This is a genomic window from Prosthecodimorpha staleyi (genome assembly GCF_018729455.1).
GTDB classification, from domain to species: Bacteria; Pseudomonadota; Alphaproteobacteria; order Rhizobiales; family Ancalomicrobiaceae; genus Prosthecodimorpha; species Prosthecodimorpha staleyi.
In genome coordinates this window covers 66,128-83,614 of sequence record NZ_JAHHZF010000002.1, presented here as the reverse complement: position 1 = coordinate 83,614, position 17,487 = coordinate 66,128, and the positions used below count along the sequence as shown (strand labels likewise).

Annotated in this window: 13 protein-coding genes; 10 read left to right on the top strand and 3 right to left on the bottom strand. The window is 68.0% G+C overall.

Annotation, left to right across the window (positions count from 1 at the left end; all coding sequences use genetic code 11):
* Positions 1 to 28 precede the first annotated feature (28 nt).
* From KL771_RS03365 to KL771_RS03320, 10 genes are all read left to right on the top strand, one after another.
* Positions 29 to 940, top strand: coding sequence for an NAD-dependent epimerase/dehydratase family protein (locus tag KL771_RS03365; RefSeq protein ID WP_261967156.1), 912 nt, complete (start codon positions 29 to 31; stop codon positions 938 to 940).
* On the top strand, positions 937 to 2,163 hold the full coding sequence (locus KL771_RS03360; protein WP_261967155.1) for a glycosyltransferase family 4 protein: 1,227 nt from the start codon (positions 937 to 939) through the stop codon (positions 2,161 to 2,163). Before KL771_RS03365 ends, KL771_RS03360 begins: the two co-directional genes overlap by 4 nt.
* 111 nt (positions 2,164 to 2,274) lie before the next feature.
* A complete protein-coding gene (locus KL771_RS03355) occupies positions 2,275 to 3,450 on the top strand; it encodes a glycosyltransferase family protein (RefSeq protein WP_261967154.1) in 1,176 nt (391 codons plus the stop codon).
* Between the two features lie 97 nt (positions 3,451 to 3,547).
* On the top strand, positions 3,548 to 4,570 hold the full coding sequence (locus KL771_RS03350; protein ID WP_261967153.1) for a glycosyltransferase: 1,023 nt from the start codon (positions 3,548 to 3,550) through the stop codon (positions 4,568 to 4,570).
* A gap of 15 nt (positions 4,571 to 4,585) precedes the next feature.
* Entirely contained in the window at positions 4,586 to 5,770 is a 1,185-nt protein-coding gene (locus tag KL771_RS03345; protein WP_261967152.1) for a hypothetical protein, read from the top strand.
* A gap of 180 nt (positions 5,771 to 5,950) precedes the next feature.
* On the top strand, positions 5,951 to 7,084 hold the full coding sequence (locus KL771_RS03340; RefSeq protein ID WP_261967151.1) for an acyltransferase family protein: 1,134 nt from the start codon (positions 5,951 to 5,953) through the stop codon (positions 7,082 to 7,084).
* The gene (locus KL771_RS03335) at positions 7,081 to 8,325 is read left to right on the top strand and encodes a glycosyltransferase (protein WP_261967150.1); all 1,245 of its coding nucleotides are present in this window, start codon (positions 7,081 to 7,083) and stop codon (positions 8,323 to 8,325) included. The genes KL771_RS03340 and KL771_RS03335 overlap by 4 nt, the downstream gene beginning before the upstream one ends.
* A gap of 161 nt (positions 8,326 to 8,486) precedes the next feature.
* A complete protein-coding gene (locus KL771_RS03330; RefSeq protein ID WP_261967149.1) occupies positions 8,487 to 9,404 on the top strand; it encodes a glycosyltransferase family 2 protein in 918 nt (305 codons plus the stop codon).
* A gap of 357 nt (positions 9,405 to 9,761) precedes the next feature.
* A complete protein-coding gene (locus tag KL771_RS03325) occupies positions 9,762 to 10,328 on the top strand; it encodes a putative colanic acid biosynthesis acetyltransferase (protein WP_261967148.1) in 567 nt (188 codons plus the stop codon).
* A 312-nt stretch (positions 10,329 to 10,640) separates the two neighbouring features.
* Complete coding sequence (locus KL771_RS03320) at positions 10,641 to 11,537, top strand: EamA family transporter (protein ID WP_261967147.1); 897 nt, start codon at positions 10,641 to 10,643, stop codon at positions 11,535 to 11,537.
* A 66-nt stretch (positions 11,538 to 11,603) separates the two neighbouring features.
* Here KL771_RS03320 and KL771_RS03315 read toward each other — a convergent pair whose 3' ends face one another.
* The 3 genes from KL771_RS03315 to KL771_RS03305 form a co-directional block, all read right to left on the bottom strand.
* Positions 11,604 to 13,748 (bottom strand): alpha/beta hydrolase domain-containing protein, encoded by a 2,145-nt coding sequence (locus tag KL771_RS03315; protein ID WP_261967146.1) that lies wholly within the window; start codon positions 13,746 to 13,748, stop codon positions 11,604 to 11,606.
* An 88-nt stretch (positions 13,749 to 13,836) separates the two neighbouring features.
* Positions 13,837 to 15,777 (bottom strand): ABC transporter ATP-binding protein/permease, encoded by a 1,941-nt coding sequence (locus KL771_RS03310; RefSeq protein ID WP_261967145.1) that lies wholly within the window; start codon positions 15,775 to 15,777, stop codon positions 13,837 to 13,839.
* 285 nt (positions 15,778 to 16,062) lie between these two features.
* Positions 16,063 to 17,487 (bottom strand): hypothetical protein, encoded by a 1,425-nt coding sequence (locus KL771_RS03305; RefSeq protein ID WP_261967144.1) that lies wholly within the window; start codon positions 17,485 to 17,487, stop codon positions 16,063 to 16,065.

The window sequence follows — 17,487 nt, the reverse complement described above, 5'->3', positions numbered from 1 at the left end:
CTTCGGTGGATGGAAGGTCGTTCGTAGCGTGAAAGCTCTTGTCACCGGCGCCTATGGCTTCATCGGGCGCCATGTCGCCCGGCGTCTTGCCGAGACGGGATACCGCGTCGCCGGCGTCGGCCATGGCGTCTGGGCGCTCGGCGAGTGGCGCCGCTGGGGCCTGGAGGCGTGGCATGGCGTCGACGTGACGCTCGATACCCTGGCGACCTATGGCGGCGAGCCGGATGTGATCATCCACTGCGCTGGGTCGGGGTCGGTCGCCTACTCCATGTCGCATCCGCGTCAGGACTTCGAACGCTCGGTGCTGACGACCTTGGCCGTGTTGGAATATCAGCGCCTGTATGTGCCGGCGGCACGTCTCGTCGTTCCGTCCAGCGCCGGCGTCTACGGACTGGCAGAGACGCTGCCGATCCGGGTCGATGCGCCGCGCAATCCCGTGTCTCCCTACGGCACCAACAAGGTCATCGTCGAGGACATGGCCCGCTCCTATGCCCGGCACTTTTCACTGAACGTCGCGGCGGTGCGTCTGTTCTCGATCTACGGGATCGGGCTGCGCAAGCAGTTGCTGTGGGACGCCAGCCTGAAGTTCAGCCGCGGCGAGATCGATTTCGCCGGAACCGGCGAAGAGACACGCGATTGGCTGCATGTCGAGGACGCCGCCCGGTTGATCGGCGCGGCCGCGCAGGCGGCCGGCCGACACTGTCCGGTCTTCAACGGCGGGACCGGCGTCGCGACGTCCAACCGCACGGTTCTGGAAATTCTCGCCCGCGCGCTGCGGCCGGGTCTCTTGCCGCGCTTTTCCGGGCAGGCCCGACCGGGCGATCCGCAGCATTACCAGGCGGACATCGCCTCGACCCGGGATCTCGCGTGGAGCCCTTCGCGGGATCTGCCTACCGAGGTCGCCGCCTACGCGGAATGGTACGCGCGGGGGGCGGAATGATCCGGGTGGCCTTCATCGTCAACGCCACCGATGCGGGCTGGCTCGGCGGCGTGAACTACATCGCCAATTTGTGTCAGGCGGTCATGAGCCTGCCCGACCGGCGCATCGAGCCGGTCGTGTTCGCCGCCCCCCAAACCCCGCAGGTGCTCCTGGAAGGGTTCCGGGGCATCGGGATCGTCAGGACGTCCTTCGTCGCCCGCCGCCATCCGGTTCGCCTGCTGGGCAAGGCGGTCGAACGGGCGGCCGGTCGCAACCTGGTGCTGGAAACCTATCTGCGCGCGCAGGGCGTCGCCGTCCTGTCGCACAGCCCGCCGCTCGGGCCGCGCGCCGGTTTGCCGGCGATCACCTGGATCCCGGATTTCCAGTATCTGCATCTGCCGGATCTGTTTCCTCCGTCCGAGATCCGTCGGCGGGAGATCGGCTATCGGCAGAATGTCCGGCAATCGAGGCTCGTCGTCTTGAGCAGTTCGAGCGCACAGAGTGATCTGTCGCGCTTCGAGCCGGCCGCGTTGGCCCGCAGTCGCGTCCTCAGATTCGTATCCGGGTTCGGCAGTCCGGGGGAGGAACGCGCCGAGTTCATCCTCAGGGCGCGATACGGCATCGACCGGCCGTATTTCTATCTGCCGAACCAGTTCTGGAAGCACAAGAATCATGCGGTTGTCGTGGAGGCGCTCGCGCGCCTTCGGGCGCGCGGCATGCCGAGGCTGGTCATCTCGACGGGCTTGATGCGCGATTTCCGCGCGCCGGACCATGCAGAGGCGGTCATGGCGCGGGCCGTCGAGCTTGGCGTCGCCGACGACTTCCGCGCGCTCGGCGTCGTTCCCTTTCCCGATGTTGCCGCTCTCTACCGGCACGCCGTCGCGGTCATCAACCCGTCCTTGTTCGAAGGCTGGAGCACCTCGGTGGAGGAGGCCAAGTCGATGGGCAAGAGCGTCATCCTGTCCGACATTCCGGTGCATCGGGAACAGGCGCCGGACCGCGGCCATTACTTCCCACCTCACGATGCGGACGCCTTGGCGGCGGCAATGTCGGACGTCGCCGAAACGGCTTCACCGGACAGCGATGCGCTGTTCCGAGCGGAAGCGGAGCGGCTGCGGCCGGAACGCTTCGCGGCGTTCGGCCGTGCCTACCAGGACATCGTTCTGGAGGCCGCGGGAGTGTCGCTGGCTGCCGATGCGGTCACCGCCGCCGCGACGTCTCGATCGCCGATATCCGAACCTTAGGCGGATCGATCGGCGACCGGTCGGACGAAGCGATGGCCCGCCGCCCGGGCGGCGTCGCCCGGCGAAGCGCCGATGCGCCCCTTCAACGCCAAGAGCAGAGCCGTTCTCCTTATGCCGCCTCGCGTCTTCTATTTCGCCCCCGTATCCAGCGACCGGCTGAACGGCCTTCACGGCACGTTTCTGGATGTTCCGGCCGTGCGCAACAAGGTGCTCGGCGTCTGCTCCGCCCTCAAGGCCGCCGGCCGGGATGCGATCGTCGTCAGTTCCGTCGTCCCCGGGCCGCTCCGGCGCCTGTTCTCCCGAGCCGAGGATTGTCACGATCATCCCGTGCCGATGATGGTCGTCCCCGTGGCCGGACGCTTCGTGGTCAAGCGGATGACGGCGGGGCTCGCCCTGCTGCTGTTCACGCTGCGGACGGTGCGGCGCGGCGACCGGGTCGTCCTCTACAATTTCTTCCCCGAATATGTGTTCGCCGCCCTCGTTTTGCGGCTGGCCGGCAACCCGGCGATCCTCGACATCGAGGACGGCCCCATCGCGCAGGACAAGGACCTGATCTCCCGGGTGACCAGGATCGCCTATCCGATTCTGGACCGGCTCTGTGCCCGGCGTCGGCTGACGGTTTCCCACCAGCTCGCGCGCCGGATGGGCTTCGACACCTATATGGCGATCTACGGCGTGGCCGATTACTTCGACGTCCCGGAGCCGGCCGGCGATCGCTTCTTCGGCGAGGAACTCCATGTCTCCTTCGGCGGCAACATCATGCCGGGCACCGGGAGCGATCTCTTTGCGGCGACCGTTCGCCTGATTGTCCGAGACCATCCCGAGGCGGCCCTGCATTTCCATCTGACCGGCCATTACGACGCGGCCCTGTTCGCGGATCTGGCGCGAGAGGTCAACGGCGTCGGGCGTCTGCGCCTGTCGCTGCACGGCCTCGTCCCGGCGGCGACCTATCGGGCGCTGGTCGGACTGTCCGCCGTCGGCCTGTGCCTCAAGCTGCCGAGCCACAGCGTCGGCCAGACCACGTTTCCCTCCAAGGTTGTCGAGATCGCCGCCACCGGGATGCTGCTGCTGAGCACGGATGTGAGCGACATGCGCATGGTGTTCGACGACGAGACCGCGGTGATCCTCGAAACCGAAGCGGCGGAAGAACTGGCAGCGCGCCTGGTCTGGATCGAAGGCAACCGGCAGGCGGCGGCGACCCGGGCCGCGGCTGGGCGGCAGCGCGTCAAGGAACGGTTGTCATCGGCCGCCGTCGGGGCGGGGCTCGGAGCGTTCCTGTTTGACTAGGTGGAGGATCATCTTCTGGGAGCCGACGGCTTCACCCCACAAGGCCGACGTGATCCGGGCCTTGCGGCAGTGCCGGACAGTCGCATCGTGCCTGGCCGTGGCGCACGCGGATATCGCGCCGGAACGGCAAAGGCTCGGCTGGGCTTTGGATGCGGACAGCCGGGCCCTGTTCACGGTCGCACCGACACCCGAACTGGTGGCGGCTCTGGTCGTGGACGCCCCGCCGGATACCGTGCATGTCTTTTCCGGCATCCGGCACAATCCGACCAACGAATTGGCGCTGCGCCTGGTTCTGGCCGGCGGGCTTCGCTTCGCGATCATGTCAGAGCCGCGCGCCTCCGAAGGGTTGGCCGGCCTGGCTCGGCTGGCCCAGTCCCTTCTGACCGAGGGGGCCATCCGTCGACAGGTGGCCTTCGTCCTGGCGATCGGGCGCAATGGACCGCCGTGGTTCCGCCGTGCGGCCTATCGGTCCGACCGGATCTTCCCCTTCGGCTACTTCGTCCAGGCGCCGGCCCCGTTGTCGGGCCGCGCCTTCGACGGCTGCCTGCGCGTCGCCTTTCTCGGCCGGCTGACCCGCGCCAAGGGGATCCACCTTTTCCTTGAGGCCGTTTCGCGTCTCGAAGGCGCCTTGCCGATGTCCGTGACGGTCGCCGGCTCCGGCCCGGAGGCGGCAGCGGTTCAGCGCGCCGAAGCCGAGGCGCGAGTCCCGTTCCGGTTTCTTGGTGCCGTCCCGATGGCCGAGATTCCGGGCATTCTCGCCGACCAGGATGTCCTGGTCGTCCCATCGACAACCACCGACGACGGGTGGGGGGTGGTCGTCGGCGAGGCGCTGATGGCCGGTGCGGCGGTGGTGGCGACCGGCCAGGTCGGCGCGTCGTCCTGCCTTGGTCGTCCGGGCAACGGGAGTCTCGTGCCCGCGCCGACCGCGGCGGCCCTCGCGCGGGCGCTTGCCGACCTGGCCGCATCATCGGAGCGTCTGGATGCGGCGTCGCGTGCGGCACGGACCCAATGGGCGCTCGCTCATCTGACCGGGGCGGCCGGTGCGCGCCAGATGCTGGCCATCCTCGACCATGTATTCGCGGGCGCTGCGGCACCTCCGGCATTCCCCCCGACGACGTGATGGACGTCCAAGCCGATGCTCGATGTCGCCATGCTCCTGCTGACGCCGTTGATCCAGATCGGCGCCTCCTACTATGTCTCGGTCGCGATCCTGCTTTCGGTCGCCGAGATCGTGCGGTGGTTCCGCCCGTTGATCAGCGGGCTGCAATGGGCCTTGCCGGCGATCGTCCTCTTCGCCGTGATCCTGATGACGAATGTGGCGCAGTTCACCGGCAGCTGGGGCTCCGACCTGCTGCGCGCCGGCCGCGAGGGGCTGATCTTTGTGCTTCTGGTCGCCGGCATTCGGGAGTTCACCCGAAGACCGCCAATTGCCGACCCGACCCGCCTGTTGAACGTGATCGCGGGAATTCTGTCCGGCTTGCTCGTGCTCTGCTTGGCCCAGAGGATATTCTACCAGAGCGGCGTCTATTTCGGGATACCGGTCGACTACTTTGCGGTCGAATCGAAGACGCTTCCGACCGAAGCGGCCTTCGAGGCGGCCTTGACCTATGGCGGCCGGTTCGGAGGTTTGCGCCCGAACGCGACCTTCCGCGAGCCCTCCTATCTGGCCTTCGTGCTGATCTCATTCGCCATCATGGTCGTTCCATTGATGGGGACCATGCGGAAGGCGCGGTGGATGCTGGCGATGATCTTCGTGACCGGCGCCGTCAGCCATTCCGTTGCGTTCATCGCCGCCTTCCTGCTGGTCGTCATCGTGCCCGCCATGGCGAACCGGCGCCATGCCGTGACTCTGGCATCGGGTGGACTTGCGCTTGTCGTCCTCGGTCCGCTGCTCGGACTGGATATCCTGGGCTACCTGCTCGATCGCTTCTCCGGAACCGGAGGCCTGCAGGCGGACCTATCGACCGAGGCCCGGATCGTCGTTCCTTTCCAGGTGCTCGCGGGCTTCATCGTCGAGCATCCTTTCGGCGTGGCGGTCAGCCGGTTCGAAGATGCCTTGATCCCGCTGATGCCCGGCGGAATGGTGCCGTCGGAAATCGCCCATAACGGGCTCTTCAACGCGCTCTTCCTCTACGGCCTGCCGGGGGCCGCGATGCTGATCGTCTATCTTCGCAGTGCCGGAACCCTGCCGCTCGGTCTCTACCTGCTTACGTCGGCCAATTTCAACGGCGCACTCTTTGCGCCCGACAAATTCGCCATGATCCTGCTCGCCGTCGCGGTCTCCGAATCCATGAGGCGGGCGGCCGCCGCCCGCCAGTAGCGATTTCGCGTCAGGCCTGCCGCCCCCTGATGTCTGGAGCCGAGCGCAGCATCGGCTTCCGAACGGGTTTCCGGACGCCGGCCGCTCCTGCGTTTCAGAGATCCGATCTGCTCCCATGAAGCGTGACAGCCGAACCGGATCTCGAGGGCATCCAATGATGTTTCGAAGGCCGATACTCCGATGAGATCCAGCAATGAACCCATGATGTGCCGCGAACAAATCAACGCCCTGACGAGCGTTCGATTCTTCGCCGCCCTGCTGGTGTTGAATTTTCATTTCGGCGCCGGATTTCTTGTGCGTATCGGCGCGCCGGAGCCGGTCGTGAACCTGTTCCACAATGGATACCTCGGCGTCAGCCTGTTCTTCGTTCTGTCCGGCTATATCCTGAGCTACGCGCATCGACGGAGCCGGCTGACGCTTCGCGACCTCGGCGGCTATGGCCTCGCACGATTTGCGCGGATCTATCCCGTCTACGCACTGGCGCTTCTGCTCGCGCTGCCGGTTCTGAAAGTGCCGCTTTCCGCGATCGACGGCACCTATGTCCTGCTCATGATCCAGGCCTGGGCACCGCCGGAAAGCGCGCGCGGCTTCACATGGATCATGCAGGCCTGGACGTTGTCGGTTGAGGCGTTCTTCTATCTTCTGTTCCCGTTGCTGATGGTCGCATTCCGGGAAATCACGCCGCGGGCGAACCTGATCGTGTCGGTTTCGTGCGCGCTGGCAATCGTGGCGCTCGGCCTGCCGAACGTGTCCCCCGGCGTCATGACGATCCCGTTTGTCGGCAGCCACACGGCCGTCTGGCTGCCTGTGTTTCGACTGCCCGAATTCGTGTTGGGCATGGCGCTCTATCGGCTGGGTTGCGACTATCCGAAGATGCCGCTGTGGCTCGGTCGTTCCTTGCCCCAGCTGCTCATCGTCGCCTCCGCGCTGGTCTTCCTGTCGCTGGCCACGAACGTCCACGAGAAAGCCGTCGTCACCCTTCTGGCCGGCCTTCTGATCCTGAGCCTGACCAGCCGCGAGGGCGTCGTTTCGCAGGTGTTTGCCAGTCGAAGTCTCGTCCTGCTGGGCGGCGCCAGTTACGCGATGTATATCCTGCAAGGACCCGTTCGCGAAATCTGTCGCTCGATCATCCCGGCCCCCTGGGATCAGTTCGTCAGTCCTGTCGCGACCATCGCCGGATCGGTCGTCGTCTTCATCGTCTACGAGCAGCCCATCCGGCGCCTCATCCTGAGACGCGCTGCGGGACGGCCGTCGGCCCCGGAAACGGCATCCGGGCCAGCGTCGCCGCAGGCCGACATGCGGGCGCAACGATGAGGCGGCTCAGGATCATCAAGAGCGTCAATCCGGCCGACGGAGGCCCGATCGAGGCGATCCGGCAGCAGGCTCCGTTCCATGCGGCCGCCGGTGTCGAGGAGCATGTCGTGTCGCTGGATGCGCCGGATGCGCCCTGGGTGGCGGGATTTCCGATCCCGTTGACGGCCTGCGGGGATGCCGAGGGCGTCGCGCCGGGCTGGGCGCGCAAGCTGCCTTGGCGCCGATACGGCTATCGTCCCGCCTTCGTCTCCTGGCTGAAGCGTCACGTGCGCGACTACGATGTCGTCGTCGTTCACGGCCTGTGGAACTATTCGACCCTGGGCGCGCGGCTGGCCCTGGTTGAATCCGGCGTTCCCTTTCTGGTCTTCACCCACGGCATGCTGGATCCGTGGTTCAGCCGGACCTATCCGGCTAAGTCTCTGTTGAAACAGGTCTTCTGGTGGTTCAACGAGGGCGTTCTACTCAACACCGCGAGCCGGGTCCTCTTTACGTCGGAGGAGGAGAAGGTCTGCGCGCGTGGGGTCTTCCGCCCCTACGCGGTGCGGGAACGGGTCGTCGGCTACGGCGCAGCGGATCCGCCGGACGATCGCGATCAGCAGACGGCCGCGTTTCGGGATCGCGTTCCCGGGCTGACGCGGCCCTATCTCCTCTATCTCAGCCGCATTCATCCCAAGAAGGGATGCGATCTCCTCATCGAGGCCTTCGCGGCCGGATGCGCCGAACACGATCTCGACCTCGTGATGGCCGGCCCGGCGGAGGAAGAGACGCGACGGGCGCTGCAGGCGCGTGCGCAGGCGCTCGGCATTTCTTCGCGCGTGCATTGGCCCGGAATGCTTCGCGACGCCGCCAAATGGGGAGCCTACCGGAATGCGACCGCCTTCGTGCTGCCCTCGCACCAGGAGAATTTCGGCATCGTGGTGGCCGAAGCCATGGCCTGCGGCCGACCGGTCCTGATCACCGACAAGGTCAATATCTGGCGCGAAGTCGTCGCGAGCGGAGGGGGCCTGGCCGAGACCGATGACCTGGCCGGCATCACGCGGTTGCTGGCCCGGTTTCTGGCGCTCTCGCCGGATGCGCGTGCGGAGATGGGGCGCTCGGCCCGTGCCGGCTTTCTGGCCGCGTTCGAGATCGGAAACGCCGTCCGCACCCTCAACGATGTCTGCCGCGAAGTCGTCTCCGAGCATGCCGCCCGTAGGACACGGGCCATGAACGGTGCGGTGAGCCTGCCGCCCGGCGGCTGAGGCACACCCGGCGGTCGAAGCCCGCTTGGTGGTCGAAGCCCACTTGGCGGCCGAAGCCCACATGGCGGCCGAAGGCCGCCCGGATTCCCGAGACCTCGAAGATGCCCCTTCCGGTCGCTGAAGAGTGCGGCCTGAACCTGCACGAGAGCTGAACAACCGATATGCCAGCCCGCATCACCATCGTGTTCCTCACCTTCAATTCGAGCCGGACGATCGCCACCACGGTGAGCGCCGCCAGACGGCTCAGCGACGACATCCATTGCGTCGACTCGTTCAGTTCCGATGCCACCCTGGACATCGTTCGGGCTCTGGGCTGCCGGGTCCTTCAGCATGAGTTCATCGACTACGGGTCCCAGCGGAACTGGGCGATCGAGAACATTCCGTCCCCGGGCGGATGGCAGCTTCATCTCGATTCCGATGAAGAGCTGACCCCCGCACTGATCGACGAGATCATGGCCATCGATCTGGAGACGGTGGCCTTCGACGGCTTCATGCTGCGGCGGCAGACCGCCTTCATGGGCAAGGTGTTGCGGTGGGGCGGCGTCGCGACCACGTGGCACTATCGGCTGTTCCGGACCGGCTTCGGGCGGTGCGAAAACCGGCGCTACGATCAGCATTTCGTGCCTTCGGGCCGGACCGGCTTTCTCAAGGGACGGATGATCGATCACAATATCGAGACGATCACCGAGTGGACCGCGCGCCACAACCGCTGGGCCACAATGGAGGCGGAAGAAATCGCGGCCGAGCGGCGTTCGGCTGCCGATCAGCTGCGGCCCGCAGCCTTTGGCCTGCCCAGCCAACGCAAGCGCTACATGAAGATGAAATACTATGCGCTGCCGCTGTTCTGGCGGGCGGGATTCTATTTCGTCTATCGATTCTTGTTTCATCTTGCTTTTCTGGATGGGATCCCCGGCGTCATATATTGCGTATTGCAAAGCTTCTGGTTCCGCTTCCTGGTCGACGTGAAGATCTACGAGATCGAGAAGCCGCCTCCGCTGCCGTCGCCCGCCCGCCCGTCTCTCGGTCCCCATGGTGCCGCCCCGATCGGCGCGCCGATCGAGACGAACGGCCTGACCTGAGGCGGCGGGGCCTCCGATCCTGTCGGCGGAGCAGCGGCCGCGCTGTCGGTCCCGGCGCATCGCTACCGGTCTCTTGCGTCGGCGCGGCGATCAAGGGCGCGGGCTCCATTCCGGCACCGTCGGTGCCGCAGGCGATCACCGTCAGCCGCAATCCTTGGAGAAGAGCATGCCGTGCAAACGCATTCAGGTCATCGGCGGCGCCGGCTTCCTCGGCTCGCATCGTGTCGAGCGACTGCCCGGCCGCGGTGACTTCTGCACGGGGGCCCGGCGGGGGATCGAGCGCCTGACCGGTCATCGGCGTTTGGCACCGATGCGATACGACATGTGCTGTCCGCGCGCCGTTGCGGGAGGCGGGGCATGGTGATGCCCCTGGATGCCTCGCGCAGCCGCCCCCTCGAGGGCGGACCGAGCTTTCCGCTTCGCCATCGTCTCCGGCGGCTGATCTGGGGGCTGGTTTGGGGGTGTTGCGGGATCTGGACCCCGAGCCCCTGTCACGCCTGGCGCCGGCTGCTGCTGCGCCTGTTCGGCGCGCGGCTGGCGGCGACCGCGAAGGTCTATCCCGGTGTCCGGGTCTGGGATCCGAAGAATCTGACGATGGAGAGTTTCAGCTGCCTCGGCCGGGATGTGAACTGCTACGCGATGGCCCCCGTCACCATCCGCAGCTACGGCGTGGTCTCCCAGGGCGCGCATCTGTGTGCCGGCACCCATGACGTGGACGATGCGAACTTCCAGCTCCAGGTCCGGCCGATCGTGATCGGCGAGAGGGCCTGGATCGCCGCGGAGGCGTTCGTCGGTCCCGGCGTGATGGTCGGGGACGGGGCGGTGCTCGGCGCGCGCGCGGTCCTGATGAAGGACCTCGCCGCCTGGTCGGTCGCCGTCGGCAATCCGGCCCGCGTCATTCGCCAGCGCCGTCGCATCGGGTAGCGGATGGCCGCCTGCCGGCCCGGCGGCGCTGTCCGTTGCGCAAGGTGGAGTCCGCCGGCCGCCACCCGTTGCCGTCCAGGTCCCGCGACCGCAGCATGGGGTGCCGCCGGTCGGGAAGGGCGCGATCGCCGGGGCGCGGTGGCAGCCATGCCGGTATGGGCCTGCCGGGCATCCGTGCGCCGGAGGCGCCCGGCCATCCACCCATGCACGGAGTTCCTGACAGGCTCCCGGCGCGCCGGCGGGTCATGGACTGGACGCGGCCGTTCGATGGCTTATGGTCGGTGGCTCCCTGTCGGTCTGGATCCCGTTGGCATGATGGCGTATCTCTGGATTCTATTCACGATCGTCGCCTCGGGCGGCCAGACGTTGCGCAATGCCTTGCAGCGCGATCTGATCGCTGAAGTCGGCACGGTCGGGGCAACCCATGTGCGCTTCCTCTACGGGCTTCCGTTCGGCTGTCTGTTCCTGCTGATCATCTCGACCGTGAGCGGAACCGCATTGCCGGTGCCGACCGGTGGATTCTGGCTCTGGACGCTCGGCGGCGCATTGGCCCAGATCCTGGCGACCGGGCTGATGCTTCAGGCGATGAAGTCGAAATCCTTCCTGGTCACGATCGCCTACACCAAGACGGAACCGGTCCAGGTCGCCATTTTCGGGATCCTGTTCCTGTCGGAAGTGCCGAGCCCGATGCTCGCCGGCGCCATCGTGGTGGCGACCGCCGGCGTGATGATTATGAGCTGGCCCAAGGCGTCGGCCGACGGGGCGGCGCGCGACTGGACGCCCGCGATTCTCGGCACGGTCTCGGGCGGATTGTTCGGCCTGGCCGCGGTTTGTTTCAAAGGCGGGATCCAATCGCTCGGTCTGCCGAACTTTCTGGTCGCCGCCTCGGCCACGCTGGCCGCGGGGCTCGGCCTGCAGACCCTGATCCTGACCGGCTATCTGATCGCCACCGATCGCGCCGCGCTGATCAAGCTGTTCCGCGCCTGGCGGCCCTCGGTCCTGGCCGGCTTCCTCGGCGCCTTCGCGTCGCAATGCTGGTTTGCGGCCTTCGCGCTCGAACCGGTCGCCCATGTGCGCACGCTCGGTCTGGTCGAGATCCTGTTCTCGCTCGCCGTCTCGCACCGGCTGATGAGCCAGATCACCAGCCCGCGCGAAGGCTTCGGCATTGCCCTCCTGGTCGTCGGCGTGCTGGTGGTGCTCAACGCCTGAGCCGGCAGCGGCCGGACCTTTCGATCCGGCCGCTCCGACGTCGGTGCGTGACGGCCGGGCGCCGGATCACGGCGCCAGGCGGATGCCCTCGGCTTCGGCCTGGCCGACCAGCGCCCGGGCGTCCTCGGGCAGCAGCACCCGCTCGGCGACCATCGCCGAGGCCGCCGCGCGCATGGCGGCGACATAGGCGTCCTTGGTCGGGAAGCGCTCCTCCATCGAGAGGCGTGGGTCGTGGGCGTCGAGCCGTTCCTGCCGGGTGCGGGCGAAGGGGATGAAGCTGCCGTTGAAATTGCAGAAGCCATCCTCGAAGCGGCCGGCGCGGAACAGGTTCCAAGCCGTGTAGGTGCCGATCGGCACGCGCTGGAAGATCGAACGCAGCCCGCCGAGATCGCTGCCGTCGGCATCGGCCTGCGGCACCAGCACGCCGTAGCTGCGCGGCGAGGCGGTCGGCGGTTCGCGGGTGATCACCCCGGACTGCTCGCCGGCACGGAAATCCGGCCCGAAGTCGAGCGCATGCAGCGGGTTGCCCTGGCCGATGAAGCGGACGGCCGGACGCTTGACGTTGCCGTAGGCGTTGGCCGGGATGGCCGGGAAGCGGACCTGATCGATCGCCACCAGGGTGCCGTCGGCGATGCGCGGCGTGATCGAGGCCGGCGGCTCGGCGCCGTCGCGGACCCAGCCGGTCAGCGCGGTCAAGAGCGCCCGCATCGAATAGGTGTGCGGGTTCGGGTTGGACTGCTGCTGGCATAGACCGAACGGTTCGGCGGTCGGCAGCGGCAGGCCGGCGGCGCCGTGCTGGGTCGAGGCGAAGATGAAGGTGCGCACGCTGGCCGGATCGGCCACGTCGCGGGTCCCCATCGGATCGGTCAGGCCGAGCGATTGCCGGCCCTCCCAGACCTCCAGCGAGGTCGCGGTATGGAACAGCTTCGGGCAGGTGCCGGTCTCCTGGCAGCGGTCGAGCAGGCCCTGCCGGCGGCCGGTGATCGGGTCGTGCATCCGGGCATACGAGAAGGGGAACTCGTAGGCCGGATAGAGATGGTCGACCTGCTGGCCCCAGGCACGACCGGGCTGCGAGAAGCGCACGTTGAGCGGCATCAGGCCGCCGCCGATATGCGGCATGGCGCCGTCGAAGACCTGCGTCCCGGCCTCGTCGCGGTTGAAGCCGAGATAGAGGAAGGAGCGGATGAAGCGGCCCGATTGCGAGGCGCCGATCACGATGGCGCGGTTGTCGGCCCGGTAGACCGGGTTCGCCGTGCCGGCATCGTCCTTGGCCGCACGCTTGGCGAAGCTGCCGAAATCACGGATCGCCGCATAGCCGAGACCCATCACGAGCGGGTCCTTGGCGCGATAGATCAGTTCGTAGAGGCGACCGGGCTGGAAGCCGGTCGGCAGGCAGATCTGCGTATCCGACGGCTTCGCCTCGCCCCCGTTCGGGCAGGCGCCGAAGGACCATTCGGTGTTCGGAATGACGATGCGCGGTTCCTGCTCCTTGGCCCGCACGGTCAGGCTCGGCAGGAAGCCGTCGGCGAGCGGCTTGCGATTGTCGGTCTCCACCGTCGGATAGCTGCGGTGGGTCATGGTGGTGAACCAGCCGCTCGACAGGTTCTGCACGAAGGTCGGTGCGGACGGGGCGAATTCGGAGCGGACGACCCCGGTCACGGGCGAGCCGTCCGGATGACGCGCGACCGGCACGTCGAGCATCAGTCGGCCGGCACCGGGCAGCATGTCGGCCTGCCAGCCCAGCCAGACCATCGAATAGCCCTGCTGCATCAAAAGGAGATCGCCGGGCTTGGCGAGCGCGTTGAGCTCGGCCTCGTTGCCGCCGGCGCCGATATGGAAGTAGTTGAAGGCGAGCTTGCGGCCCCGGTTGAGGACCTCCAGCAGCAGGATGCCGTTGCCCTTGGCGCGATCGGCCGGGCGCAGGATGTCGATGTCGGTGACATACTCGACCTGGCCGCGGGCATTGCGCGGCGCCAGGCCGATATCCTGGATGACCGCATTGGCCGGATCGAGCGGATCGACCTCGCCGAAGGCCTTGCCGGTCACCCGCTCATAGGCGCCGACCGTGCCGAAGCTCTTGCCGCCGAAAGCCGGCTCGACCTTCGCAATCTCGATGCGGGTGATCTTCGCGTCCGCCGCCTGCGGCGCGACCACCGTCGCAAGCGCCGCCATCACCGGGGCGGCCATCGCCGCCCGGACCCATTCCGCCATGGATGCCTCCTCCTGACATCGGGACGGCACCGCTTGTTGTGGTGCTCGCCGAGGTTGGCAGCAGGCCATGGTGAGAATGCAAAGTCAATCATTGTGTATACGTGATGGGCCGTTCTGTGTCCCGTCTGGGGCGAGTCAGGACTGCTGAGGCCCGACCGGCCGACGGTTCGCGCTTCAGAAGCCGTGCGACTTTGCCGGTCCAGCGACGGCCGTGACGCTTCTCGACCGGTCTCGACGCCTTGCCGAACAGGCGCGTGCCGCCGTCGCGCCGCGCGATAAGCAGCGTGCGGGTGTGGAATTCCTCGACGCCGGGACGGTGCGCGATCGACAGCAGGGTGGTGCCTTCCAGCTCCTCCAGGAACAGGGACAGCATCGCGGTCTGGCTGTGGTCGTCGAGCGCCGAGGTCGCCTCGTCCATGAAGATCCATTTCGGCCGGTGCAGCAGCACCCGGGCGAAGGCGACGCGTTGCTGCTGGCCGAGCGACAGGGACTTGTCCCAACGGTCCTCCTGGTCCAGCCGGTCGACGAACTCGCCGAGTTGGCAGCGTTCCATCGCGGCGGCGATCTCCTCGTCGGTGAAGCGGTCCGGCCCGCTCGGATAGCACAGGGCCTGGCGTAGGCTGCCGAGCGGCATGTAGGGACGCTGCGGCATGAACATCTGGTCTTCGGCCGGCGGCACCTGGACGGTCCCCGACCCCCACGGCCAGAGTCCCGCGACCGCGCGGAACAGCGTGCTCTTGCCGGACCCGGACTCGCCGGTGATCAGCACGCGCTCGCCCGGCGCGATCTCGGCGCTCATCTCGTCGATCACCGTCCGCCCGTCGATCAGCGACAGCGCGACATCGGTGAAGACCAGCTTGCCGTCCGGATGGGTCTCGACCGTCAGCGTTTCCTGGCTGCCGATATCCTCCTCCAGGTCCTTCAGCGTGTCGCGGAAGGTGGTGACGCGCGCGACCGCGGAGCGCCAGTCGGCGATGCGCGGGAACTGGTCGACGAAATAGCGCAGCGCGGTCTGCACCTGCGTGAAGGCACCGACGACCATCATCAGGCTGCCGAAGCTCAAGTCGCCGGAGAAGTAGCCCGGCGCGGCCGCGACGACCGGCACCACCATGGCGAGCCAGCCGTAGCCGGAGGTGATCCAGGTCAGCCGCGACAGCGCGCCCGAGAGCCGGCGCATCGCCGACAGCACCAGTCCGAGCGAGCCGTCCAGGTTGCGCCGCTCGTCGGCCTCGCCGCCATGCAGCGCGACGCCCTCGGCATTCTCGCTGACCCGGACCAGCGCGAAGCGGAAATCGGCCTCGCGGGCATAGCGCTCGGTGTTCAGGGCGATCAGCGGTCGGCCGACCAGCCAGGTCAGGCCCGAGCCGAGGCCGGCATAGAGGATGGCGACCCAGACCATGTAGCCGGGGATCTGCCAGGTCTCGCCGCCGATATTGAAGGTGACGTTGGTCGACAGCCCCCAGAGCACGCCCGTGAAGGTGAACAGGAGCAGGGTCGACTGCAGCAGGCCGACGCCGAGTTCGGTCGTGAAGTCGGCGAACAGGCGGGTGTCCTCCTGCAGGCGCTGATCGGCCGCAGCGCCGCGCTCGCCGGCGAAGCCGAGCCAATAGGCGTGGCGTGGCTTCAGCCAGCGATCCAGCAGCATGGCGCTCAGGCGGGCGCGGATGCGCATCTTGAGCATCTCCTGCAGCCAGGTCTGGGCGACGACGAGGCACAAAAGCAGGCCGGCGATCCGCAGGAAGGCGGCGAGCTGCGTCCAGAAGCCGGCCAGGTCCTTCTTCTGGATGGCGTCGAAGAACTGGCCGTTCCAGGTGTTGAGCAGGACCTGCCCGACCATGTTGCCGATCAGGATCGCGACGAGGGCACCCATCAGCACCACGATGCCGGCGCCCTTGCCGCTGCCGACCATGTCTCGGATCAGAACGCCGAGTTGCACCAGCATCGGCCGTTCGAGGCGCGGCGGCAGGGCCGCCTTGTCGTCCTCGGGCTCGACGGCAGGGGCGGATACGCCGGTATCGGTGCTGGTCATGTGGCCTCGCTTTCGCTTGCCAACAACGACGCGAAGCCATCCGGGGTTCCGTGGGGAACCGACTTTCCGGCAGCGGTTACGAACCCATCCGGGGCAACGGATTCGGTCGCCGCGACGGGCCGGAGGCGTGGCTTCGGCGCCGGAATTGTTGTGGGCGGCCCGGGGCGCTACCGGTGCCGCGCGATCGCGTCGAGGACCCGCGAACCGTCAGGCCGCAGCGGTCGCGCGAGCGGGTGCCTGAAAGGCTGTTCGGGGGTGGCGGCGGCGGACCGGGCGGCCCGGGCGTCAGAAGCCGCCGCCGGTGCGGAAGCCGTCATTGCCGCCGGACGGGCGGTCAGTGCCGCCGCGCGGACCGTCGCCCATGCCGCCGGGCATCGGGAAGCGCGGCCCGCCACCGCCGTGGCCCCCGCCGTAGTCGGTGTGGCGCGGACGCGTGGTGTAGCCCTCGGTCAGCACCCGCCAGAGGTCCGGGCTCGACAGCGCGCCGCCGATCAGGCCGCCGATCATCTCGCCGATGATGCGCTCGTTGCCGAATGCGACCTGCGGCTGGTCCCAGCCACGCCGGCGGAAGTCCTCACGCACGGTCTCCAGTTCGCCGCGGCGCCCGGCCATCTCGCGGGCACGGGCGCGCGTCTCGGCGATCTCGGCGTCGCATTTGCGGATCGCGTCGGCAAGTTCGGCGATGCGCCGGACGAGGCGATCGTCCTTGGCATCCGGGGTGCGGGCGGCGGCGGCGAGCAGGTCGCGGATGTCGTCCTGGGCGAGTTCGCCGGCGATCAGGTCGAGCGCCTCGGCATAGCCGCCCTTGTCGGAGCCGCTGCGGGCCAGCTCGAGCTCCTGGTCGAGCGCGGCCAGGTGGTCGCGGGCGAGCTTGGCGGCGGCGGCAATGCGGTCGCGCGCCGCAAGGGCGGCCGCCCGGCGCTCGTCGAGCGGGCCGACGCCGGCGGCTTCCAGCTTGCTGCGCTCGACGGCGTCGAGCGCCGCGCGCGCGGCCTCGACCTCGGCCTTGCGCCGTTCCGCATGCTCGGCCAGCCGGGCCGGAATCTCGATCAGCATGGCATAGTTCGGCCGGGCATCCTGGTAGCCGACCAGGGCCGCGACCTTGCGGTCGAAGAAGCGCGCGACATTGCCGGCCCGGTAGGTCGCGGTGCCGAAGCCGTTCCGCCAGAGATACATGAACAGCGGATCGCCCTCGTAGGGCGCCCCCTTGGTAACGCGGTCCGCAGTCGCCGTCGCGGCCTTCTTGGCCGCCTCGTCGGCGATGCGCTCGGCCTCGGCGAGGCGGTCCCGCGCGGCCTGCCAATCGGCATCGTGTCCGCTGGCATCGGCGGTGTGCCGGGCGAGCGCGGCGATCTCGTCCTCGATGGCGTCGAGATCGGTCTCCGCGGCGCGCTGGTCGGCATCCAGGCGTGCGGCCTCCGCGGTCGCCGCATCGCGCCGTGCGGAGAGATCGGAGAGCGCCTTGCGGGCGGTCTCCATCAGCTGAAGGGCGCGCCGTTCCGCCGAATCGAGCCGCGTGTCGAGCGCCTGCGCGGCGATCGCGTCGAGCCGCAGCCTGGCCAGCGCCCGGTACGCATCGGTCTGCTCGGAGCGCAGCCGCTGCGCCTCGGCGGTGGCGGAGGCCAGCACCGCGTCCAGGCGACCTTCCCCCGCGCGGGCCTCGGTGATGGCACTGTCGAAGGCGGCGAGCGTATCGCGTCCGGAAATCAT